The organism is Butyrivibrio sp. YAB3001, from assembly GCF_900112195.1.
GTDB lineage: Bacteria > Bacillota > Clostridia > Lachnospirales > Lachnospiraceae > Butyrivibrio.
In genome coordinates this window covers 331,719-348,923 of the sequence record NZ_FOKR01000002.1, presented here as the reverse complement: position 1 = coordinate 348,923, position 17,205 = coordinate 331,719, and the positions used below count along the sequence as shown (strand labels likewise).

At 39.0% G+C, this 17,205-nt stretch carries 13 protein-coding genes; 9 read left to right on the top strand and 4 right to left on the bottom strand.

Features of this window, described 5'->3' with window-relative positions; all coding sequences use genetic code 11:
- Positions 1-8: 8 nt before the first annotated feature.
- Positions 9-1,028: a GGGtGRT protein gene (locus BM086_RS01535; protein WP_092322378.1), complete on the top strand. Its 1,020-nt coding sequence runs from the start codon at positions 9-11 to the stop codon at positions 1,026-1,028.
- Between the two features lie 81 nt (positions 1,029-1,109).
- On the opposite strand, the gene BM086_RS01530 is transcribed toward BM086_RS01535, so the two are convergent.
- Positions 1,110-2,555 carry a sensor domain-containing diguanylate cyclase gene (locus BM086_RS01530; protein ID WP_092322371.1) on the bottom strand — a complete coding sequence of 482 codons (1,446 nt, stop codon included), beginning with the start codon at positions 2,553-2,555 and terminating at the stop codon, positions 1,110-1,112.
- A gap of 1 nt (position 2,556) precedes the next feature.
- On the bottom strand, positions 2,557-3,945 hold the full coding sequence (locus tag BM086_RS01525; protein WP_175560052.1) for a GGDEF domain-containing protein: 1,389 nt from the start codon (positions 3,943-3,945) through the stop codon (positions 2,557-2,559).
- A gap of 304 nt (positions 3,946-4,249) precedes the next feature.
- Here BM086_RS01525 and BM086_RS01520 point away from each other — a divergent pair, with 304 nt between their 5' ends.
- Positions 4,250-6,094: an amylosucrase gene (locus BM086_RS01520; protein ID WP_092322366.1), complete on the top strand. Its 1,845-nt coding sequence runs from the start codon at positions 4,250-4,252 to the stop codon at positions 6,092-6,094.
- 98 nt (positions 6,095-6,192) lie between these two features.
- Here the strand turns inward: BM086_RS01520 and BM086_RS01515 are convergent, their stop codons facing one another.
- Positions 6,193-7,629 carry a GGDEF domain-containing protein gene (locus BM086_RS01515; protein WP_092322363.1) on the bottom strand — a complete coding sequence of 479 codons (1,437 nt, stop codon included), beginning with the start codon at positions 7,627-7,629 and terminating at the stop codon, positions 6,193-6,195.
- Between the two features lie 220 nt (positions 7,630-7,849).
- Between BM086_RS01515 and BM086_RS01510 the strand changes: the two genes are divergently transcribed.
- From BM086_RS01510 to BM086_RS01485, 6 genes are read left to right on the top strand one after another with little or no spacing between them, the layout of a single operon-like run.
- On the top strand, positions 7,850-8,302 hold the full coding sequence (locus BM086_RS01510) for an NfeD family protein (protein ID WP_092322361.1): 453 nt from the start codon (positions 7,850-7,852) through the stop codon (positions 8,300-8,302).
- A complete protein-coding gene (locus BM086_RS01505; protein ID WP_092322358.1) occupies positions 8,302-9,213 on the top strand; it encodes an SPFH domain-containing protein in 912 nt (303 codons plus the stop codon). Before BM086_RS01510 ends, BM086_RS01505 begins: the two co-directional genes overlap by 1 nt.
- Positions 9,213-11,027, top strand: a complete 1,815-nt coding sequence (locus BM086_RS01500) for an ABC transporter ATP-binding protein (protein ID WP_092322355.1) — start codon at positions 9,213-9,215, stop codon at positions 11,025-11,027. The genes BM086_RS01505 and BM086_RS01500 overlap by 1 nt, the downstream gene beginning before the upstream one ends.
- Entirely contained in the window at positions 11,024-12,841 is a 1,818-nt protein-coding gene (locus tag BM086_RS01495; RefSeq protein ID WP_092322352.1) for an ABC transporter ATP-binding protein, read from the top strand. The genes BM086_RS01500 and BM086_RS01495 overlap by 4 nt, the downstream gene beginning before the upstream one ends.
- 30 nt (positions 12,842-12,871) lie before the next feature.
- Positions 12,872-13,765, top strand: coding sequence for a metallophosphoesterase family protein (locus BM086_RS01490; RefSeq protein ID WP_092322349.1), 894 nt, complete (start codon positions 12,872-12,874; stop codon positions 13,763-13,765).
- A gap of 3 nt (positions 13,766-13,768) precedes the next feature.
- Positions 13,769-14,239 carry a GNAT family N-acetyltransferase gene (locus BM086_RS01485; protein WP_092322346.1) on the top strand — a complete coding sequence of 157 codons (471 nt, stop codon included), beginning with the start codon at positions 13,769-13,771 and terminating at the stop codon, positions 14,237-14,239.
- 88 nt (positions 14,240-14,327) lie between these two features.
- Here BM086_RS01485 and BM086_RS01480 read toward each other — a convergent pair whose 3' ends face one another.
- Positions 14,328-14,783, bottom strand: coding sequence for a hypothetical protein (locus BM086_RS01480; protein ID WP_092322343.1), 456 nt, complete (start codon positions 14,781-14,783; stop codon positions 14,328-14,330).
- Positions 14,784-15,212: 429 nt separating this feature from the next.
- On the opposite strand from BM086_RS01480, the gene BM086_RS01475 reads away from it, so the two are divergent.
- Positions 15,213-16,994, top strand: coding sequence for an alpha-amylase family glycosyl hydrolase (locus BM086_RS01475; protein WP_092322340.1), 1,782 nt, complete (start codon positions 15,213-15,215; stop codon positions 16,992-16,994).
- The last annotated feature ends 211 nt before the right edge of the window (positions 16,995-17,205 follow it).

Here is a 17,205-nt window from a genome sequence, read left to right as displayed (position 1 = left end):
AAAAAATAATGGCTTTATTTGAATCATATGAAAGAAGAGAGCCCCAGATCCTGGCTTGCCTTAAGGAATATGGGATTTCTTCTATCGAAGAATGTAAAGAAATTACAATGGCTGCTGGCATTGATGTTTACAGCCTTATCGAGGGCATTCAGCCTATCTGCTTTGAGAATGCTAAGTGGGCTTACACAGTAGGTGCAGCTATCGCAATCAAGAAGAACTGCCGCAAGGCTTCTGAGGCTGCTGCAGCAATCGGTATCGGACTTCAGGCTTTCTGTATTCCTGGATCTGTTGCTGATCGTCGTAAGGTTGGTCTTGGACATGGTAACCTTGGTAAGATGCTTCTTGAAGAGGACACAGAGTGCTTCGCATTCCTTGCTGGTCACGAGTCATTCGCAGCAGCAGAGGGCGCTATCGGTATCGCTGAGAAGGCTAACAAGGTTCGTCAGAAACCTCTTAGAGTTATCCTTAATGGTCTTGGAAAAGACGCAGCTCAGATTATTTCCCGTATCAACGGATTCACATATGTAGAGACACAGTATGACTACTACACAGGTGAAGTTAAGGAAGTATTCAGAAAGTGCTATTCTAAGGATGCAAATTCACCTCGTGCAAAGGTTAACTGCTACGGCGCTAACGATGTACAGGAAGGTGTTGCTATCATGTGGAAGGAGAACGTTGACGTATCTATCACAGGTAACTCAACTAACCCTACAAGATTCCAGCATCCAGTTGCAGGTACATACAAGAAAGAGCGTACAGAAGCTGGCAAGAAGTACTTCTCAGTTGCTTCAGGCGGCGGTACAGGACGTACACTTCACCCAGATAACATGGCAGCTGGTCCTGCTTCCTACGGTATGACAGATACTATGGGACGTATGCACTCAGATGCTCAGTTCGCTGGTTCTTCATCAGTTCCTGCTCACGTAGAAATGATGGGTCTCATCGGCGCTGGTAACAACCCTATGGTTGGTATGACAGTTTCTACAGCAGTATCTATCGAGGAAGCTGCTAAGGCTGGTAAGTTCTAATTTTGAGAACTTAATAGAGTTTATAATATTAAAGCGAGTGCTTTTTGGCACTCGCTTTTCTTTAATTTATAAGAATTGTTTTTATCTTCGTTTCTCAGGATATGCTTCATAGAATTTATCTTTGTCTATATACATCTGTTCATCGGCATAGCGCATAGCCAGGCGCAAATTTCCGCTGCTTGCATCATAATAATAGCCTATAGCAAAATATAGCCAGTCAGGATCGCTTGCTTTTTCTCTTAATAGTTCAATCTTTTTCTCAAATTCTGCCTGAGTGCTAAAGGATATGATAGTAAACTCATCACCACCGGCACGGAAAATCTTATCATCAGAAAATACTTCTTTTAAGACTTGAGCAGCATATACGAGAAGCTTATCACCCTGGGAATGACCATCATTGTCGTTTATGGTCTTAAGCCCGTTCAGGTCGCAAAATGCTACGTTGAATGGTCGTGGATTAAACTCAAGCTTAAGTGATAACTCATCTACATTAACGTTCATACAGTTTCTGTTATAAACACCGGTGAGCATATCCACGTTACTAAGATATTCAAGTCTTTGCAGGAATAGGTGATTAGCAACTTCGGAAGATAAGAAGAAGGAAACAAGTTCAGTGGTTTCCTTTACTCTTAATAGGTGATCAAGGTCAAAATTTGTTATGTAAAGGTAGCCGATAATATCATCCTGGTGCATGAAGGGAACAAGGCACAATCTGTAAACGCCGTTATCCCTAAGAGTCTTTACCCATTCGGGGGCTTTTTCTTCTACAACAGCCATGTCATGCTCATCTTTTATGATAATGCTGTTAGTCTGTTTTACGAGTTCTTCCCAGCTCTCAATGATATCGTAGGGAACAGCGGAAAATGCCTTTCTTATATCAAGGCTATTATCTGCTACATCTGCACTGATAATTTCGAAGGTTCGAAAATCTTTATCAATGGAGAGGGTACTTGCTGCGAAGGAATTTGTGTATTCGCGAAGCTCTCTTGTTACTATTTCCATACTTTCATGGAATTTCTTTTCATTTCTAAGTTCAAGACATGACTTTATAACGAAACTTGCTATATCAGGTGAGACAGTAGCAAATTTGCCGGAATCCATTTCTTTATTCAATGTATATGAAAACTGACAGTAGCTTATGGACGGATCATCACTTTCAATGGCTATCGGATTTAGTATATCCTGTGTCCAAAAACCATACATTCTGGTGGTATCAACGTATGTGGTGATATAGTCTTTGTGCCATGCTGCTCTAAAGCATATATCCTCGAAGTTCATCTCCTTCGGAAGGTGAAGCGTGTAGAGCTGGCCTTCAACTTTACTTTCAATTTCATCATAAGCAATGTCAGAATTCTCGTTTGGCTTTATAAATATTTCGTAGTAATCATTTTTGAAAACATCATTTATGACTTCAAAGCGAACTTCACCGCAGCTTCCGTCAGCAAGCTTTTCTACAGACATAATGACGCTAGGAGTGGGAATCATATTTACAAAGCTTTTTAACTTCTGATAGTTTTCATTTGTCATATTATTTCACCATATCAGGATATTCTTCGTAGAAACTATCTTTAAATTCCTGTTCATATTCATTGGCAAATCTTAGGGCAGTGTGCAGATTTCCTTCTGTCATATCAGTGTAATAACCGACTGTAAAATATACCCATTCCGGATCACTTGCTTTTTCCTTGAGCTCATTGATCTTTTCTTCAAAGGCTTTTTCTGTAGTGTTGGTGGAGATAACTGCAAATTCATCTCCTGAGGATCTGTAGATAAAGTCATTTGCAAAGACATCCCTAAGAATCCTTCCGGCCTCACTAAGGAGATTATTGCCGGCATCATGTCCCTGTTTTATATTGACGGTTCGTAAAGTATTGAGGTTACAGAAAGCGACGCTAAAAGGAGTTTTACTAACTCTAAGTTCCATGGCAAGTTCATCAACTTTGGAGTTCATTGCATTTCTGTTTTGAACGCCCGTCCGCATATCAAGGGAACTAATGGTTTTAAGCTTATCAATGAAGATATGATGTGCAACTTCCGAAGAGAGGAAGAAGGACACCATTTCAATTGTGTCTTTGAATCTGGACAACTGGTTAACATCGAAATTAGTGATGTAAAGATATCCGATTATCATGTTCTGATGGAAGAATGGCGCAAGGCAAAGGCTTTTTACGTCATTATCCCTTAAGGTCTTTACCCAGTCAGGAGCCTTTTTCTCAAAATCAACCATATCTTCTTCGTTTCTGATTATTATGCAGTCAGTTCCTGAAATAAGATATTCCCAGGTCTCGATAATTTCATAGGGTATATTTGAAAAGATGTCATGAAGGTTTATCAGGTTATTCCTTACACATTCGCTAACAACTTCAAACTGATACAGGTCATGTGAAACAGTTATGATAGATGCAGCAAAAGAATCTGTAAATTCTCTGATATCTCTTGTGACGGTATTCATTGTTTCATAGAAATCTTCTTCTTTACGAAGATTGATGCAGGTTCTGATAACAAAAGAAGCAATATCTGGTGGGATAATGGCATATTTACCTGAATCCATTTTTTTACTCAGGTTATAAATAAACTGGCAGTAGCCAATGCTGTCATCTCCGTTATTGTTAAGCGGAATAATGATATCCTCAGTCCAATAGCCATATAATCTTGTGGTGTCAACATATGCATGATAATGCTCATTGTTCCAGGCAGCTTTGAAGAGGACATCTTCAAATTTGGGATCTTTTGGTAATTTTGCATCGTAAGGCAGACCTTCCACATCTTCGCCTGTCATACTGAATTTATCATTTGTTGCGGCCATTATTATTTTTCCGCAACTGCCATCCGGATTTTTTTCCACAGACAGGATTGCACTGGGCATAGTGCATGTATTTACAAGTGTTTTTAGGGTTGAGTATTCGATTCCTGACATTTGATACCTCCATGGATGGGTAAAATAGTACAAATACATCATACCATAACATAAACTAAAAAACATTTATATATCTATCAAAATTATGAAAAGCTTAATAAATAATTATGAATAATGAACTATATATTAGGAATATAAAAAAACGATTAAATAGGTGCTCAAAAACGTATAAATAAGCTATATAATGATAACAGCTATGGATGCGCACTCGCGCGAGAATGTTGCGAGCGACATTCTTTATTATGGTAAATGTCATTTGAGTTTGCTAAAATATGAATAATTACTATTTTTTTGAGGGATGATTATGAATAAAAAGGATGAAAAGATATTTAACGACAGGCTTGCTAAATATGAGGATGAACTGAAATGGCTTTATAATGAGCTTTATAATAATGATGAACAGGCTTATAGCTATTTTATTTCCATGCTTGCAAAGTTTTTTTCAGAGCGCAGTAAAGAGCTAAAAGAATGGGATGCGAAGAAAGAAGAAAATCCTGGGTGGTATACCGGCTGTGATATGCTTGGAATGCTGATGTATACGAATTGTTTTGGAAAGAATCTTCAAGGAGTCCGTTCACATCTTGATTATATAGAATCCTGCGGTGTCAATTACATACATCTTATGCCTCTTTTGGAGAGCCCTAAGGAAAGAAGCGACGGGGGATATGCGGTTTCTGACTTTAGAAAGGTTCAGCCTGAGCTTGGAACAATGGAGGATCTTGCAAATTTATCTGCTGACTGCCATGAGAGAGGCATTAGCGTCTGTCTTGATTTTGTAATGAATCATACAAGTGAGGATCATGAGTGGGCGCAAAGGGCCAGAAGAGGAGAAAAAGAATTTCAGGATAGATATTTCTTTTTTGATGACTGGAACGAACCGGATGATTATGAAGAGACAGTTCCGCAAGTCTTTCCACAGACGGCACCGGGGAATTTTATCTGGTGCAATGAAGCCGGTAAAGTTGTCATGACAACTTTTTATCCTTATCAGTGGGATTTGAATTACAGAAATCCTACAGTATTTAATGATATGACCGCGAATATGCTGTTTTTGTGCAATCAGGGTGTTGATATAATCCGCCTGGATGCTGTTCCGTATATTTGGAAAACTGTTGGTACAAGCTGCAGAAATCTTCCGCAGGTTCATAGTCTTGTCAGAATGATGCACATTGCAGCAAGGATTGTGTGCCCGGGAACAATTCTTCTTGGAGAGGTTGTAATGGAGCCTTCCAAAGTTGTTCCTTATTTCGGAACTATAGAAAAACCAGAATGTCAGATGCTATACAATGTAACTACCATGGCAAGCACCTGGCACACTGTTGCCACAAAGGATGTGAAACTCTTAAAACATCAGCTTGGCATCGTATTTAACCTGCCAAAACAGTACATCTTCCTTAATTATCTGCGTTGTCACGATGATATCGGTTGGGGACTTGATTATGAGTTTTTAAGACAATTTGGCGTTGAACAGGTATCTCACAAAAAATACTTAAACGACTATTTAAGAGGCGCAATGTATGAATCTTCTTCCAGAGGAGAGCTGTACAACGATGATCCTAAACTTGGAGATGCAAGGCTTTGCGGTACGACGGCATCACTTTGTGGAATTGAAGCTGCAGAATATGAGCAGGATATGAGTAAACTTGACTGGTCGGTTAAGCTTGATATTATGCTTCATGCTTTTTTGCTTACTCAGAGTGGAATTCCTGTGCTGTACAGCGGCGATGAGATAGGACAGCTAAACGATTATGATTATCATACTGATCCTGTTAAAAATGCTGACAGCAGATATCTCCATCGTGGAGATTTTGACTGGGAGAGCGCTAAACTGCGCAAGAAAAAAGGAAGCAGACAGGAGAGACTTTTTAGCGCGATCACAAAACTTGTAAAGATAAGAAAACAGCATAGAGTTTTTGACAGTGCGGCAGACACCTGGATTGTTGAGACATATAATGATCATGTTCTTGGAATTGGAAGATTTTATCAGAATGAGAAGATGATAGCTCTGTTTAATTTTGGTGATTATGATGAAAAAGCGTTTATAAACGAAGAAGGGAATTACAAGAACCTTCTAACGAGAAAACGTTTTGATACTAAAAATGTGACAGTACCGGCCCATGACTTTTTGTGGCTGTGTATGGAATATTAAATACTTAAATGATATGAAGGATTGTGAAAATAAATCCGTGACATATTAAAAGAAACACAGCTCAGAAGTCAATATGATTCTTCTGAGCTGTGTTTATGTCACATTCTTTTATCCGGATGATTTCTAAAGTAAATCGACTTATCTTTTAACATGTGTTCATTTGCATAACGGAGTGCAAGGCGAAGGTCTTTACATTCCTGATCACAATAGTAGCCTATGGCAAAATGAAGCCAGTCAGGATCTGATGCTTCTTCACGAAGAGCTGCAATCTTTTCCTCAAATTCCTGTGTGTTTGCGGAGGTTGAGATAACAGTGAATTCATCTCCGCCAGATCTGTATATTTTATCATTGGTAAAGACTAGATTAAGAAATTCGGCAGCTTCTTTAAGAAGCTTATCGCCGCTGTCGTGGCCGTCGATATCATTTACAGTTTTTAAGCTGGTCAAATTACAGAAGGCTACATTGACAGGCTTTGGACTCAGGACGAGCTTTGTAGCAAGCTCATCAACATTTACATTCATGCAGTTTCTGTTGTAAACTCCTGTCAGAAGGTCGATGGTGCTTAAATAATCAAGACGTGACATGATCATATGGTTTGCAACTTCCGCTGAAAGGAAGAAACTCATAAGTACTACCATGTCTTTAAAGGTGTTTATCTTATCTACATCAAAATTTGTTATATATAAGTAACCGATAATGGCATTTTGGTGTACGAAAGGAACGAGGCATAGAGAGTGGATATTATTTCTTTCAAGAACATCAACGCATTGTGGCGCTTTTTTACTGTAATGTTCCATGTCATTTTCATCTTTTACAATAATGCAATCCGTTTCGCCACAAAGCCATTCCAGCTGTTCAACGATTTCATAGGGGATTCTTATGAATAAATCTTTTATTTTATAGGCATTGTTTTTAACACATTCGCTAATAATATCAAATTTATAAAGGTCAGGACTTACAGTTAATATGCAAGCAGACTGGGCACCGGTGTTTTCAAGGATATCCCGTGTCACAACATCCATTGAAGAGTCAAAATCTTCCTGTCCCTTCATCTTAAGGCATGCACTGATGACAAAACTTGCAGTGTCAGGCGGAATTACTGAGAACTTTCCTGTGTCTATCATCTTGGAGAGAGTATAGAATAATTCCAGATATCCGATTTTATTTTCTTCATCATTTCCGAGAGGAAGAAGGATGTTTTCTGTCCACATTCCATACATTCTGGTGGTGTCTATATATGAGTGAAAATGCTCGCCCAACCAGGCTGTGCGATAACATATATCTTCAAATTTAGGTTCTTTTGGCAAAAAATCTGTATAAATCTTTCCATCCATAGTAAATTGATCGCGAGTTGGTTTTTTGCCGGATTCTGGAGCAAAAAGAGCATAGTTACTGTCTAAGAAAGGTTCGTTCGCAGCAACATATCGGATTTCGCCACAGGTGCCATCAGGATTTTTTTGCACGGAAATAATAGCACAGGCAAGCTGCTGTGAAGAAACAATCTGTTTGAAGCCTTCATATGTCAGAAAAGACATCAGATATACCTCCGGAGAATAATGGTTTGTAGTCGCGAATACGTATATTATCTCACTAAAATATCATAACATATTAATTGTATGAAAATCAAAAAACAGTATCACAAAACGTGTTCAATTTAGCTTAATTAGCTACTTTCGTGAACGTGGAAAAAGAAGTATAATACAGTTGAAGGCTGTGTAGCATCATGCGTCACAGCGTTTATGTGAAGGGGGAGGGATGAGTATGGTTATTTCTGCGCCGGTTACATGGCTGATTGTGACTGTAGCTCTTGCAGTCATTGAACTTTCCACGTTTGGTCTTGTCACTATATGGTTTGCCATAGGAGCTGCCATGGCGATGATTGCAGCTATTATTGGCGCAAATATTGGCATTCAGCTGATTGTTTTTATAGTAGTTTCCACAGTAATACTGATTACTTTACGGCCTTTGGCGACTAAATATGTAAACAGCAGAACTAAGAGAACCAATATTGATGCGGTTATTGGCAGAAAACTGGTTGCCAAAACAGATATTGACAATGCTGTAGGACTGGGAAAGGTTGATATGGATGGCTCCACCTGGTTTGCTTTATCGTCCAGAGAGGACGAAGTGATTCATGCTGGTGATATTATCAGAGTTGTAAAAGTTGTTGGGGCAAAGCTCATTGTTGAGAAGGAGGATGAAAAGTAATGATCTATGCAGTTGTATTAATTATTTTGATTTTGGTTTTGGTTGCGGCAAACGTAAGGATAGTTCCGCAGGCACATTCATTTGTTGTGGAGAGACTTGGAGCTTACAAGGAGACCTGGGATGTAGGACTTCATATTAAAGTCCCTTTTATTGACAGAGTTGCAAGGCAGGTTGACCTTAAGGAACAGTACTGTGATTTCCCACCTCAGCCTGTTATCACACAGGATAACGTTACAATGCAGATTGATTCGATCGTATTCTTTAGAATTTCTGATCCTATGGCATTTGCATACGGCGTAAGAAATCCTATCGGAGCTATTGAAAATCTTACAGCAACTACTCTTCGTAACGTAATCGGTTCACTTACTCTTGATGAAACACTTACTTCAAGAGATAAGATAAATGCTCAGATGCAGGATGCTCTTGATATCGCAACTGACCCATGGGGAATAAAGATAACAAGAGTTGAGCTTAAGAATATCAACCCTCCGGAGCAGATAAGAGATGCGATGGAGAAGCAGATGAAGGCTGAGCGTGAAAAGAGAGAAAAGATTCTTTTTGCAGAAGGCGAGAAGCAGTCTCAGATTACTGTAGCAGAAGGTGAGAAGCAGAGTAAGATACTTCAGGCAGAAGCTGATAAGCAGGCAACTATCCTTCGCGCAGAAGCTGAAAGAGAAAAGAAAATCCGTGAAGCTGAAGGTCAGGCTGAGGCTATCAAGAGCATTCAGCGCGCTAATGCAGAGGGTATCAAGATGTTAAAAGAGGCTGGCGCAGATGAGTCAGTTCTTACTCTTAAGAGCCTTGAAGCATTTGAGAAGGCTTCTGACGGCCAGGCAACAAAGATCATTGTTCCGTCAAACATACAGGGAATTGCAGGACTTGCGCAGTCTATAAAGGAAATTGTGAAGTAATGTCAAATAAAAATCTTAGGTTTAAGTCCAAGAAGGATTTAGTATTTTATTTCCTTGAGGGTAGTAAAAGATTCTTCTTTTTAAGTGTAGTTTTTTCTATACTTGTCACTATTTTTGATCTTATAGGACCAAAGATAATCCAGTACACTGTAGACTTCTGCATAGGAAATTCAGAAGTTAGCGTTGCGCCTGGATTTGTCCTTACTATTATGGATGTGCTCGGAGGAAGGCAGTTCCTCCGGGGACATTTGTATTATATTGCGATTATTGTTGGCGCAGTTGCGCTTGCTTCGGCACTATGCAGATACAGTTTCAGACTTTGTAATGCGCTTGGCTCTGAGAAACTTATTCAGAGAATGAGAAATAAGCTCTTTGAGCAGATAATGCATCTTCCGTTTAGCTGGCACGGTCAGAATCATACAGGAGATATTATACAGAGATGCACATCAGACGTTGATACTGTGAGAATGTTTATTTCTGAGCAGATGCTTTCTCTATTTAGAATCTTTATCAGAATATGCGTTGCAATGTACTTTATGATTGGGATAAATATAAAGATGTCCTTTTTCTCGGCTATTTTTATTCCAATCATAGTCATTTATTCGAGTTTTTTTCATCAGAGAATAAGAAGCGAATTTGAGAGAGCAGATACGGAAGAGGGAAGGCTTTCTGCAACTGCCCAGGAAAATCTTACGGGTGTGCGAGTAGTTCGTGCATTTGGCCGTGAACAGTATGAGAAGGAGAGATTTGTCAAACAGAATGCTGAATACACGCAGATGTGGATAAATCTTATGAAAACTCTTGCAGCCTTCTGGGCGTCCAATGACCTTATCTCTGGACTACAGGTTATGATAATAACAGTTCTTGGTGCAGTTTATTGCGTGAGAGGCGATATCACAGTAGGTGAATACATAGCCTTTGTTTCGTATAATTCAATGCTTGTATGGCCTGTCAGGGCACTAGGCAGAATTATTTCCGAGATGAGTAAGGCCGGTGTATCAATAGACCGTATCAGTCACATAATGAATTCTGAAATTGAGCATGATAGGCCTGATGCAAAAGAGCCTTCTATGGGCGAGGATATTACTTTCGAGCATGTATCTTATGCCTATGAAAATGGCGGAGGAGAAGTCTTAAATGATGTGAGCTTTATCATAAAGGGCGGCAGTACCTTTGGAATACTTGGAGGCACGGGTTCCGGAAAGTCAACGCTTATGTATCTGATGGACAGGCTCTACGACCTTGACGAAAATTCAGGCCATATCCGTGTTGGTGATACTGATATCAAAGTTATTAAGGCTTCCTGGCTTAGGAAAAATATCGGTTTTGTTCTTCAGGAACCATTTCTTTTTAGCAGAACGTTGTCTGAAAACATTGGAATCACTCAGAAAAAGGCTGATATCAAGGAAATAAAAGAGGCGGCTAAGATAGCAGCTCTTGATGAAACCATAGAAGACTTTTCCAAGGGATATGAAACCTATGTTGGAGAGCGCGGCGTTACGCTTTCAGGTGGTCAGAAACAGCGAACAGCCATTGCGCAGATGCTAGTGGGCAAACCACCTGTCATGGTATTTGATGATTCATTATCAGCTGTTGATACCCAGACTGATGCTAAAATACGTCATGCTCTGTCTGAGAATATCGGAGATTCGACAGTTATTTTGATTTCACACAGGATCATGACACTGATGCATGCAGACAACATTATCGTTCTTGACCATGGCAGGATTGCGGAGCAGGGAACACACAAACAGCTCCTTGAAAAGAACGGTATTTACAAGAAAATTTACGATATACAGATGCAAGGAACATGAGCGAGAATAATAATATTAAACTACCTTTTTTCGGAATACCCAAATTGTATCCATACATAAAGATTTATATGCCCAAGATCATCTTTATGATAGCGCTGGGCGTACTTAGTTCTTTGGCGGATTCAATATTTCCGATTTTTAACCGATATGCAATTGACAATTTTGTAGGTAAAAAGACACTTGAAGGACTTACTGTTTTTGTAGTTCTGTACGTCATCGTTCTGGTACTTCAGGTTATCGACAATTTTATCTGTACCTATATATGTGGACAGATAGAGTTGTTTGTAGACAGGGACCTTAGAAATGCAGCTTTTAATCATTTACAGACCCTTTCTTTTGCCTACTTTAATCAGAATAATGTGGGATATATCCATGCAAGAGTAATGAGTGACACAGGTAAGATCGGAGTTATGGTTTCCTGGCGAATGATGGATATTATCTGGCAGGGAGCTTATATCATATGTGTACTTGTCATGATGCTGGCGCTGAATTTCAAGCTTGCCATGTATGTAATAGTCCTTGTGCCTCTTGCGGTTGTTCTGGTCATGTACTTTCAGAAAAAACTTATAGTGCTTAATCGAAATATCAGAGAAATCAATTCGACGATAACAAGTAACTTTAATGAAGGAATTACGGGAGCCAAGGCAATCAAGACTTTGGTGGTCGAGGACAAGATTCAGAAGGATTTTGAAGATGATACGGAAAAAATGAGGTCAACCTCTGTTCACGCAACTCACTATTCAGCATTTTTTACCTCAGCGATCACCATGATGTCTTCGGTGGCTCTGGCGCTTGTTCTTTGGAGAGGCGGAATTATAACTATAGATGGAGTAATTCAGATTGGTACGCTTTCTGTATTTTTATCCTATGCGCTTGGCCTTATGGAGCCGATACAGAATGTTATCATCACTTTCTCAGAACTTATCGCTGTTCAGGTCAATATTGAGAGACTTACAAGACTTCTTGAAACAGAATCTGATGTTGCGGACACACCGGAAGTTATCGAAAAATATGGCGATACCTTTAATCCCAGGAAAGAGAATTGGGAACCGCTTCATGGTGATGTGGAGTTTAAGGATGTTACCTTTAAATATCCGGATGGCGATGAGTATGTCCTTACGGATTTTAACCTTGTGGTGCCTCAGGGGACAAATGTTGCAATTGTAGGTGAGACAGGCGCGGGAAAATCTACACTTGTAAATCTTGTATGCAGATTCTTTAAACCGACAAAGGGTAAGGTACTTATAGACGGAAGAGATGCAGCGGAGAGGTCACAGCTTTGGCTTCATTCAAATATAGGTTATGTGCTTCAGACTCCGCATCTTTTTTCAGGAACTGTAAGAGAAAATCTCAAATATGGTAAACCTGACGCAACAGATGAAGAAATATGGAATGCGCTTTCACTTGTTTCAGCCAAGGATATAGTAAAAAGAATGGATAAGCAGCTGGATAGTGATGTTGGTGAGGACGGAGACATGCTTTCCACAGGAGAAAAACAGCTTCTTTCCTTTGCAAGAGCTATTTTGGCTGATCCTAAGATACTTGTTCTTGATGAAGCAACTGCGTCTATAGACACTGTGACAGAGAAAGCTATTCAGGATGCAATCGAAACAGTAACTAAGGAAAGAACATCTTTTGTCATAGCACACAGACTGTCAACTGTAGTAAATGCAGACATTATTCTTGTGGTGCAGGATGGCAAGATTATAGAGCGGGGCACTCACAAAGAGCTTATGGCGCTTAAGGGTTACTACCACGAATTGTTTACACGACAGTTCGACGAAAGCAGTATTGATACAGCATTTAGTACATAAAATATAAGGATTTCAGGGAAGATATTTTAGATGGATATAGCTGTTTTTAGTGATATACATGGAAATCATAGTGCGCTGCAGGCATGCATTGACTATGCGGTTGGAAAGGGCATAACACATTTTATGCTCCTTGGCGACTATGTTACTGATTGCCCAAATCCGCAGAAGACCATGGAACTTATATATGTGTTGAAACAGTATTTTAATACATATATAGTTCGTGGCAACAGGGAGGAATACCTTCTTAACTACAAAAAGAGCGGCGCCGGAAAGTGGCGCAAGGGTTCTGCATCAGGGGCGCTTCTTTATACCTATGAAAACTTAACTGATAAGGATTTTAACTTTTTTGATTCTCTGCCTAATTATAAGGTTTTTGAGGAAAAGGGATTTCCTGTATTTGAATACTGTCATGGTTCACCTACTCATACGGCAGAACTCTTATATAAGGAAAAAAGAAATACTAAGAAAGTCATTGCGCACTTAAACAGTAAGATGCTTCTTCACGGGCATACTCATATTCAGGGAACATATATTTACAGGGATAAAAAAGCTGTAAATCCCGGTTCTGTGGGCTTACCCTGGTACTATGGCGGAAAAACCCAGTTTTGTATCCTGCATGGTGATGGCAAGACCTGGGAAGAAGAGTTTATACAGCTTGATTATAATAAAAAAGAAATATTAAGAGAGTTTAAGTCATCTCCTGTATGTAGCTATGCTCCTGCATGGGCTGCGGTTACAATGCATACCATAAGGACCGGAGTTGACCTTAATCAGACAGTTCTTTTACGGGCTATGAGATTATGTGAGCAGGAGAGAGGGAAGGTTAAGTGGCCCAACATCCCTGAGAAATACTGGGCGATTGCATTAAAGGAAAACTATATCGATCTTTACGGAAAAGACATACCACATGAAAAGAAAGGCTGAAAAATGATAATACGTAGAGCGGAGAATAAAGATATACCAAGGGTTTTGGAACTATTATCCCAGGTTTTGGAAATACATGCGGCAATAAGACCTGATATTTTTGTGTCGGGAACAACCAAATATACAATGGAAGATTTACAGGAAATCTTTGCCGATGATCAAAGACCTGTTTATGTAGCAGTGGATGAAAATGATAGTCCTATTGGCTACGCTTTTTGCCAGATAAAAAAGCAGCCCTTCACAACGACTATGATTCCTTTTACATCTATGTTTATTGATGACCTTTGCGTTGATGAAAATGCAAGGGGACAGAAGATTGGAAAGAGTTTATTTGAATTTGTAAGTGGTGAGGCAAGAAGACTTGGCTGCTATGAACTTACCTTAAATGTATGGGAAGGAAATGACAGTGCTGAAAAGTTTTACAGGGCTATGGGATTTAAGAATAAAGAAACGCAGATGGAATATATTTTGTAATACATTTATAGAGGAGTATTCTATTCAATAAAAAGGATTGTCACTCACGATTTTCGTGCGCGACAATCCTTTTTTGCATTTGCTGGCTTTAAACTGTTGTATCGTAGGAAATAGATGTATCTGCTGCGGTTGTAGCAGTAGCATCTTTATCATACTGTTTTAGCTGATCATCAAGCCACGATGATTTAAGCTTTGCATATTTATCTGTTGAAACCTTTGCTGTATCGGTAGTTGTAGATGTATCAGTTGATGCAGTATCCTTTTTAGTCTCTGTGGTTGGTCTTCCAACACTATCCAGGAAATTTGATTTGTGTGTGACGCTGGATTTTTTAGTTGTTACATCTTCTGACTCATATCCTGTTGCAGTTGAACCTGTTTCCCTATAAGCGTTCAAAGCTTCCTTGTTACCAACTTTATTAACATAGGCTTTCATAAGTGATCCGTAAGCGCCGCTCTTGATCTGATTATAATCGGATAAAATATTGGTCAGGCTGGTTGTATAGTCAAACTTGCCGTTTAAGCTGCTAAAGAAGTCAGTACTCATAAAAAATCACCTCCTTGATATGAAATGCCCAGAGTATAGGGCATAAGTTTGTTCAAAACAAACGTCAGAACTTCCTTTTTCTGACAAAAAAATATATAGTTTCTTAACCATATTATTGATTAATCATACTTGTATAGCAATTTACAAAAAATAAAAAAATATTAAATTTTTGTGACATAATTCAGTTTTATGTGGGGGGCCATGAGCATTTATACCTGCTTCATGGACATAGTACAGAAAACTGAAGTTGTGTCTGCTATTCTTGGGAGGGGAGTTCAAGTCACATCTTACGCGTTTGAAAAAACACTACCATAGGTGTCTAAGTATATCGGGCAGTATAAAACTTTAAAAATTATTTATTAACATCATACAAAGGTTCAGTATTATAATATAATTAACGAAATTGCGCTGATATATGGAGGTTATAACATGGCTTGGTATGATGAGGCGATTTTTTATCACATTTATCCATTGGGACTTTTAGGGGCACCTGCGCAGAATGAGTATAATGGTGTGACCCATAGACTTAAAAACCTTGATCCATGGATAGAGCATATTGAAAAACTTGGCTGTAATGCCATTTATATAGGACCATTATTTGAATCTGTAGGTCATGGCTACGAGACCACTGATTACAGAAAACTGGATTCAAGACTTGGAGATAACAAGGATTTAAAGAGATTTGTTAAAAAGTGCCATGATAAAAATATCAGAGTTATCCTTGATGGAGTCTTTAATCACACAGGAAGAGATTTTTTTGCATTTAAAGATATTAAGGAAAACAGAGAAAATTCCAGGTACAAAGACTGGTATTGTAATGTAAATTTCTGGGGAAATAACGAGTATAACGACGGCTTTTCCTATGATAACTGGGGCGGCTATAATCTATTAGTAAAACTTAATCAGAGAAACCCTGAGGTTCGCGATTATCTTTTTGAAACAATCAGATTCTGGGTAAGTGAATTTGATATAGACGGACTTAGGCTTGATGCTGCAGATGTTCTTGATTTTGATTTTATGAAGGCTTTAAGAGGTCTTGCAAATGAGATTAAACCGGATTTCTGGCTGATGGGAGAGGTTATCCATGGAGATTACACAAGATGGGTTAATGAGGGAACACTCCATAGCGTAACTAATTATGTAATGCATAAGGCTTTTTATTCGGGGCATAATGACCATAACTATTTTGAAATAGCTCACACTCAGCGTAGACTTGAAGGAATGGGCGGAAGCGGACAGGGCGGTTTCAAATTATACAATTTTGTTGATAATCATGACGTTGAGAGAATTAGTACCAAGCTGAATAATAAAGCTCATTACGCTCCGGTACATATTTTGCTGTATACACTTCCCGGAATTCCTTCTGTTTACTATGGTTCTGAGTTCGCTATTGAAGGAAGGAAAGAAAAATTCTCAGATGCGTCACTTAGACCAGCTCTTGATATTAATGATTTCAAGGATGCGCTTGAAACAAATCCTGCGACAAAGCTCATTGCAGCCCTTGGAAAGATTAGAAAGAATACTCCTGAGCTTTCATATGGAGATTATAAGGAACTGCATCTGACTAACAGACAGTTTGCATTTTCCAGAAGCTATGAGGGCAAAACTGTTGTGGTTGCAGTAAATAACGATGATGGAGATTGCGGCTTCACACTGCCTGCTGGAAATGCTGCTGAATATATTGGACTTTTATCCGGTGAAAAGATAGCAGTAAATAATGGAAATATCTCTTTTACACTACATGGCAACTCTGGCGAGATTTATGCGCCATTTGATGCAAATGCGCGTCAGTTCACGGAAGAAAAAGAGAAAGTTCTGAAAAAGACATCTAAAGAGAATGAAGCAAAAAAGAAATCAGAAAAGAAAGTGGAAGAGAAAAATCCTGAATTTATAGAAGAAATAACTGAGGGGATTTCTGCTTCCCAAAATGATATTGTGGATGAGAAAGTGGCAGGAGAAACAGATAAAACCACTACAGAAATAGCTAAAAAAGATCCTATTAAAATACCTGAAAGTACAAATAATAAGGCAAAAGAAGAAGTACAAGAGGATAGTAAAGGTACCTACGAAGATGGTGTAATTGCCGGGCTCCAGCAGGCTGTCATAGCCCTGATGGAAAAGAATGGATATGTTACTGACCAGATGAGGCAGGATGTATACAACAATGTTTATCATGATTCTTTAATCACTTGGATAAAGAGTTTTCGATGAGATTTAGAAGAATTGATAATGCGACTGATTATTGGAAGACAACGCTATGATTAACCATTAAAGAGAGCGAATCATACATTGGTATGGTCACTCTCTTTTATATTTCATTGTAAATTGCTTCGCATTCATATGAAATATAAAACGCTCCGCTATGGATGCGACTGATGCGCAAATGTATATGCAAGCTAACGCTTGCGCGCATCAGCGCGCA

Excerpts from the sequence above, each read along its gene's own strand:
- BM086_RS01535 (WP_092322378.1), top strand. The coding sequence starts at position 9 with ATGGCTTTATTTGAATCATATGAAAGAAGAGAGCCCCAGATCCTGGCT.
- BM086_RS01530 (WP_092322371.1), bottom strand. The coding sequence starts at position 2,555 with ATGACAAATGAAAACTATCAGAAGTTAAAAAGCTTTGTAAATATGATT.
- BM086_RS01525 (WP_175560052.1), bottom strand. The coding sequence starts at position 3,945 with ATGTCAGGAATCGAATACTCAACCCTAAAAACACTTGTAAATACATGC.
- BM086_RS01520 (WP_092322366.1), top strand. The coding sequence starts at position 4,250 with ATGAATAAAAAGGATGAAAAGATATTTAACGACAGGCTTGCTAAATAT.
- BM086_RS01515 (WP_092322363.1), bottom strand. The coding sequence starts at position 7,629 with ATGTCTTTTCTGACATATGAAGGCTTCAAACAGATTGTTTCTTCACAG.
- BM086_RS01510 (WP_092322361.1), top strand. The coding sequence starts at position 7,850 with ATGAGTATGGTTATTTCTGCGCCGGTTACATGGCTGATTGTGACTGTA.
- BM086_RS01505 (WP_092322358.1), top strand. The coding sequence starts at position 8,302 with ATGATCTATGCAGTTGTATTAATTATTTTGATTTTGGTTTTGGTTGCG.
- BM086_RS01500 (WP_092322355.1), top strand. The coding sequence starts at position 9,213 with ATGTCAAATAAAAATCTTAGGTTTAAGTCCAAGAAGGATTTAGTATTT.
- BM086_RS01495 (WP_092322352.1), top strand. The coding sequence starts at position 11,024 with ATGAGCGAGAATAATAATATTAAACTACCTTTTTTCGGAATACCCAAA.
- BM086_RS01490 (WP_092322349.1), top strand. The coding sequence starts at position 12,872 with ATGGATATAGCTGTTTTTAGTGATATACATGGAAATCATAGTGCGCTG.
- BM086_RS01485 (WP_092322346.1), top strand. The coding sequence starts at position 13,769 with ATGATAATACGTAGAGCGGAGAATAAAGATATACCAAGGGTTTTGGAA.
- BM086_RS01480 (WP_092322343.1), bottom strand. The coding sequence starts at position 14,783 with ATGAGTACTGACTTCTTTAGCAGCTTAAACGGCAAGTTTGACTATACA.
- BM086_RS01475 (WP_092322340.1), top strand. The coding sequence starts at position 15,213 with ATGGCTTGGTATGATGAGGCGATTTTTTATCACATTTATCCATTGGGA.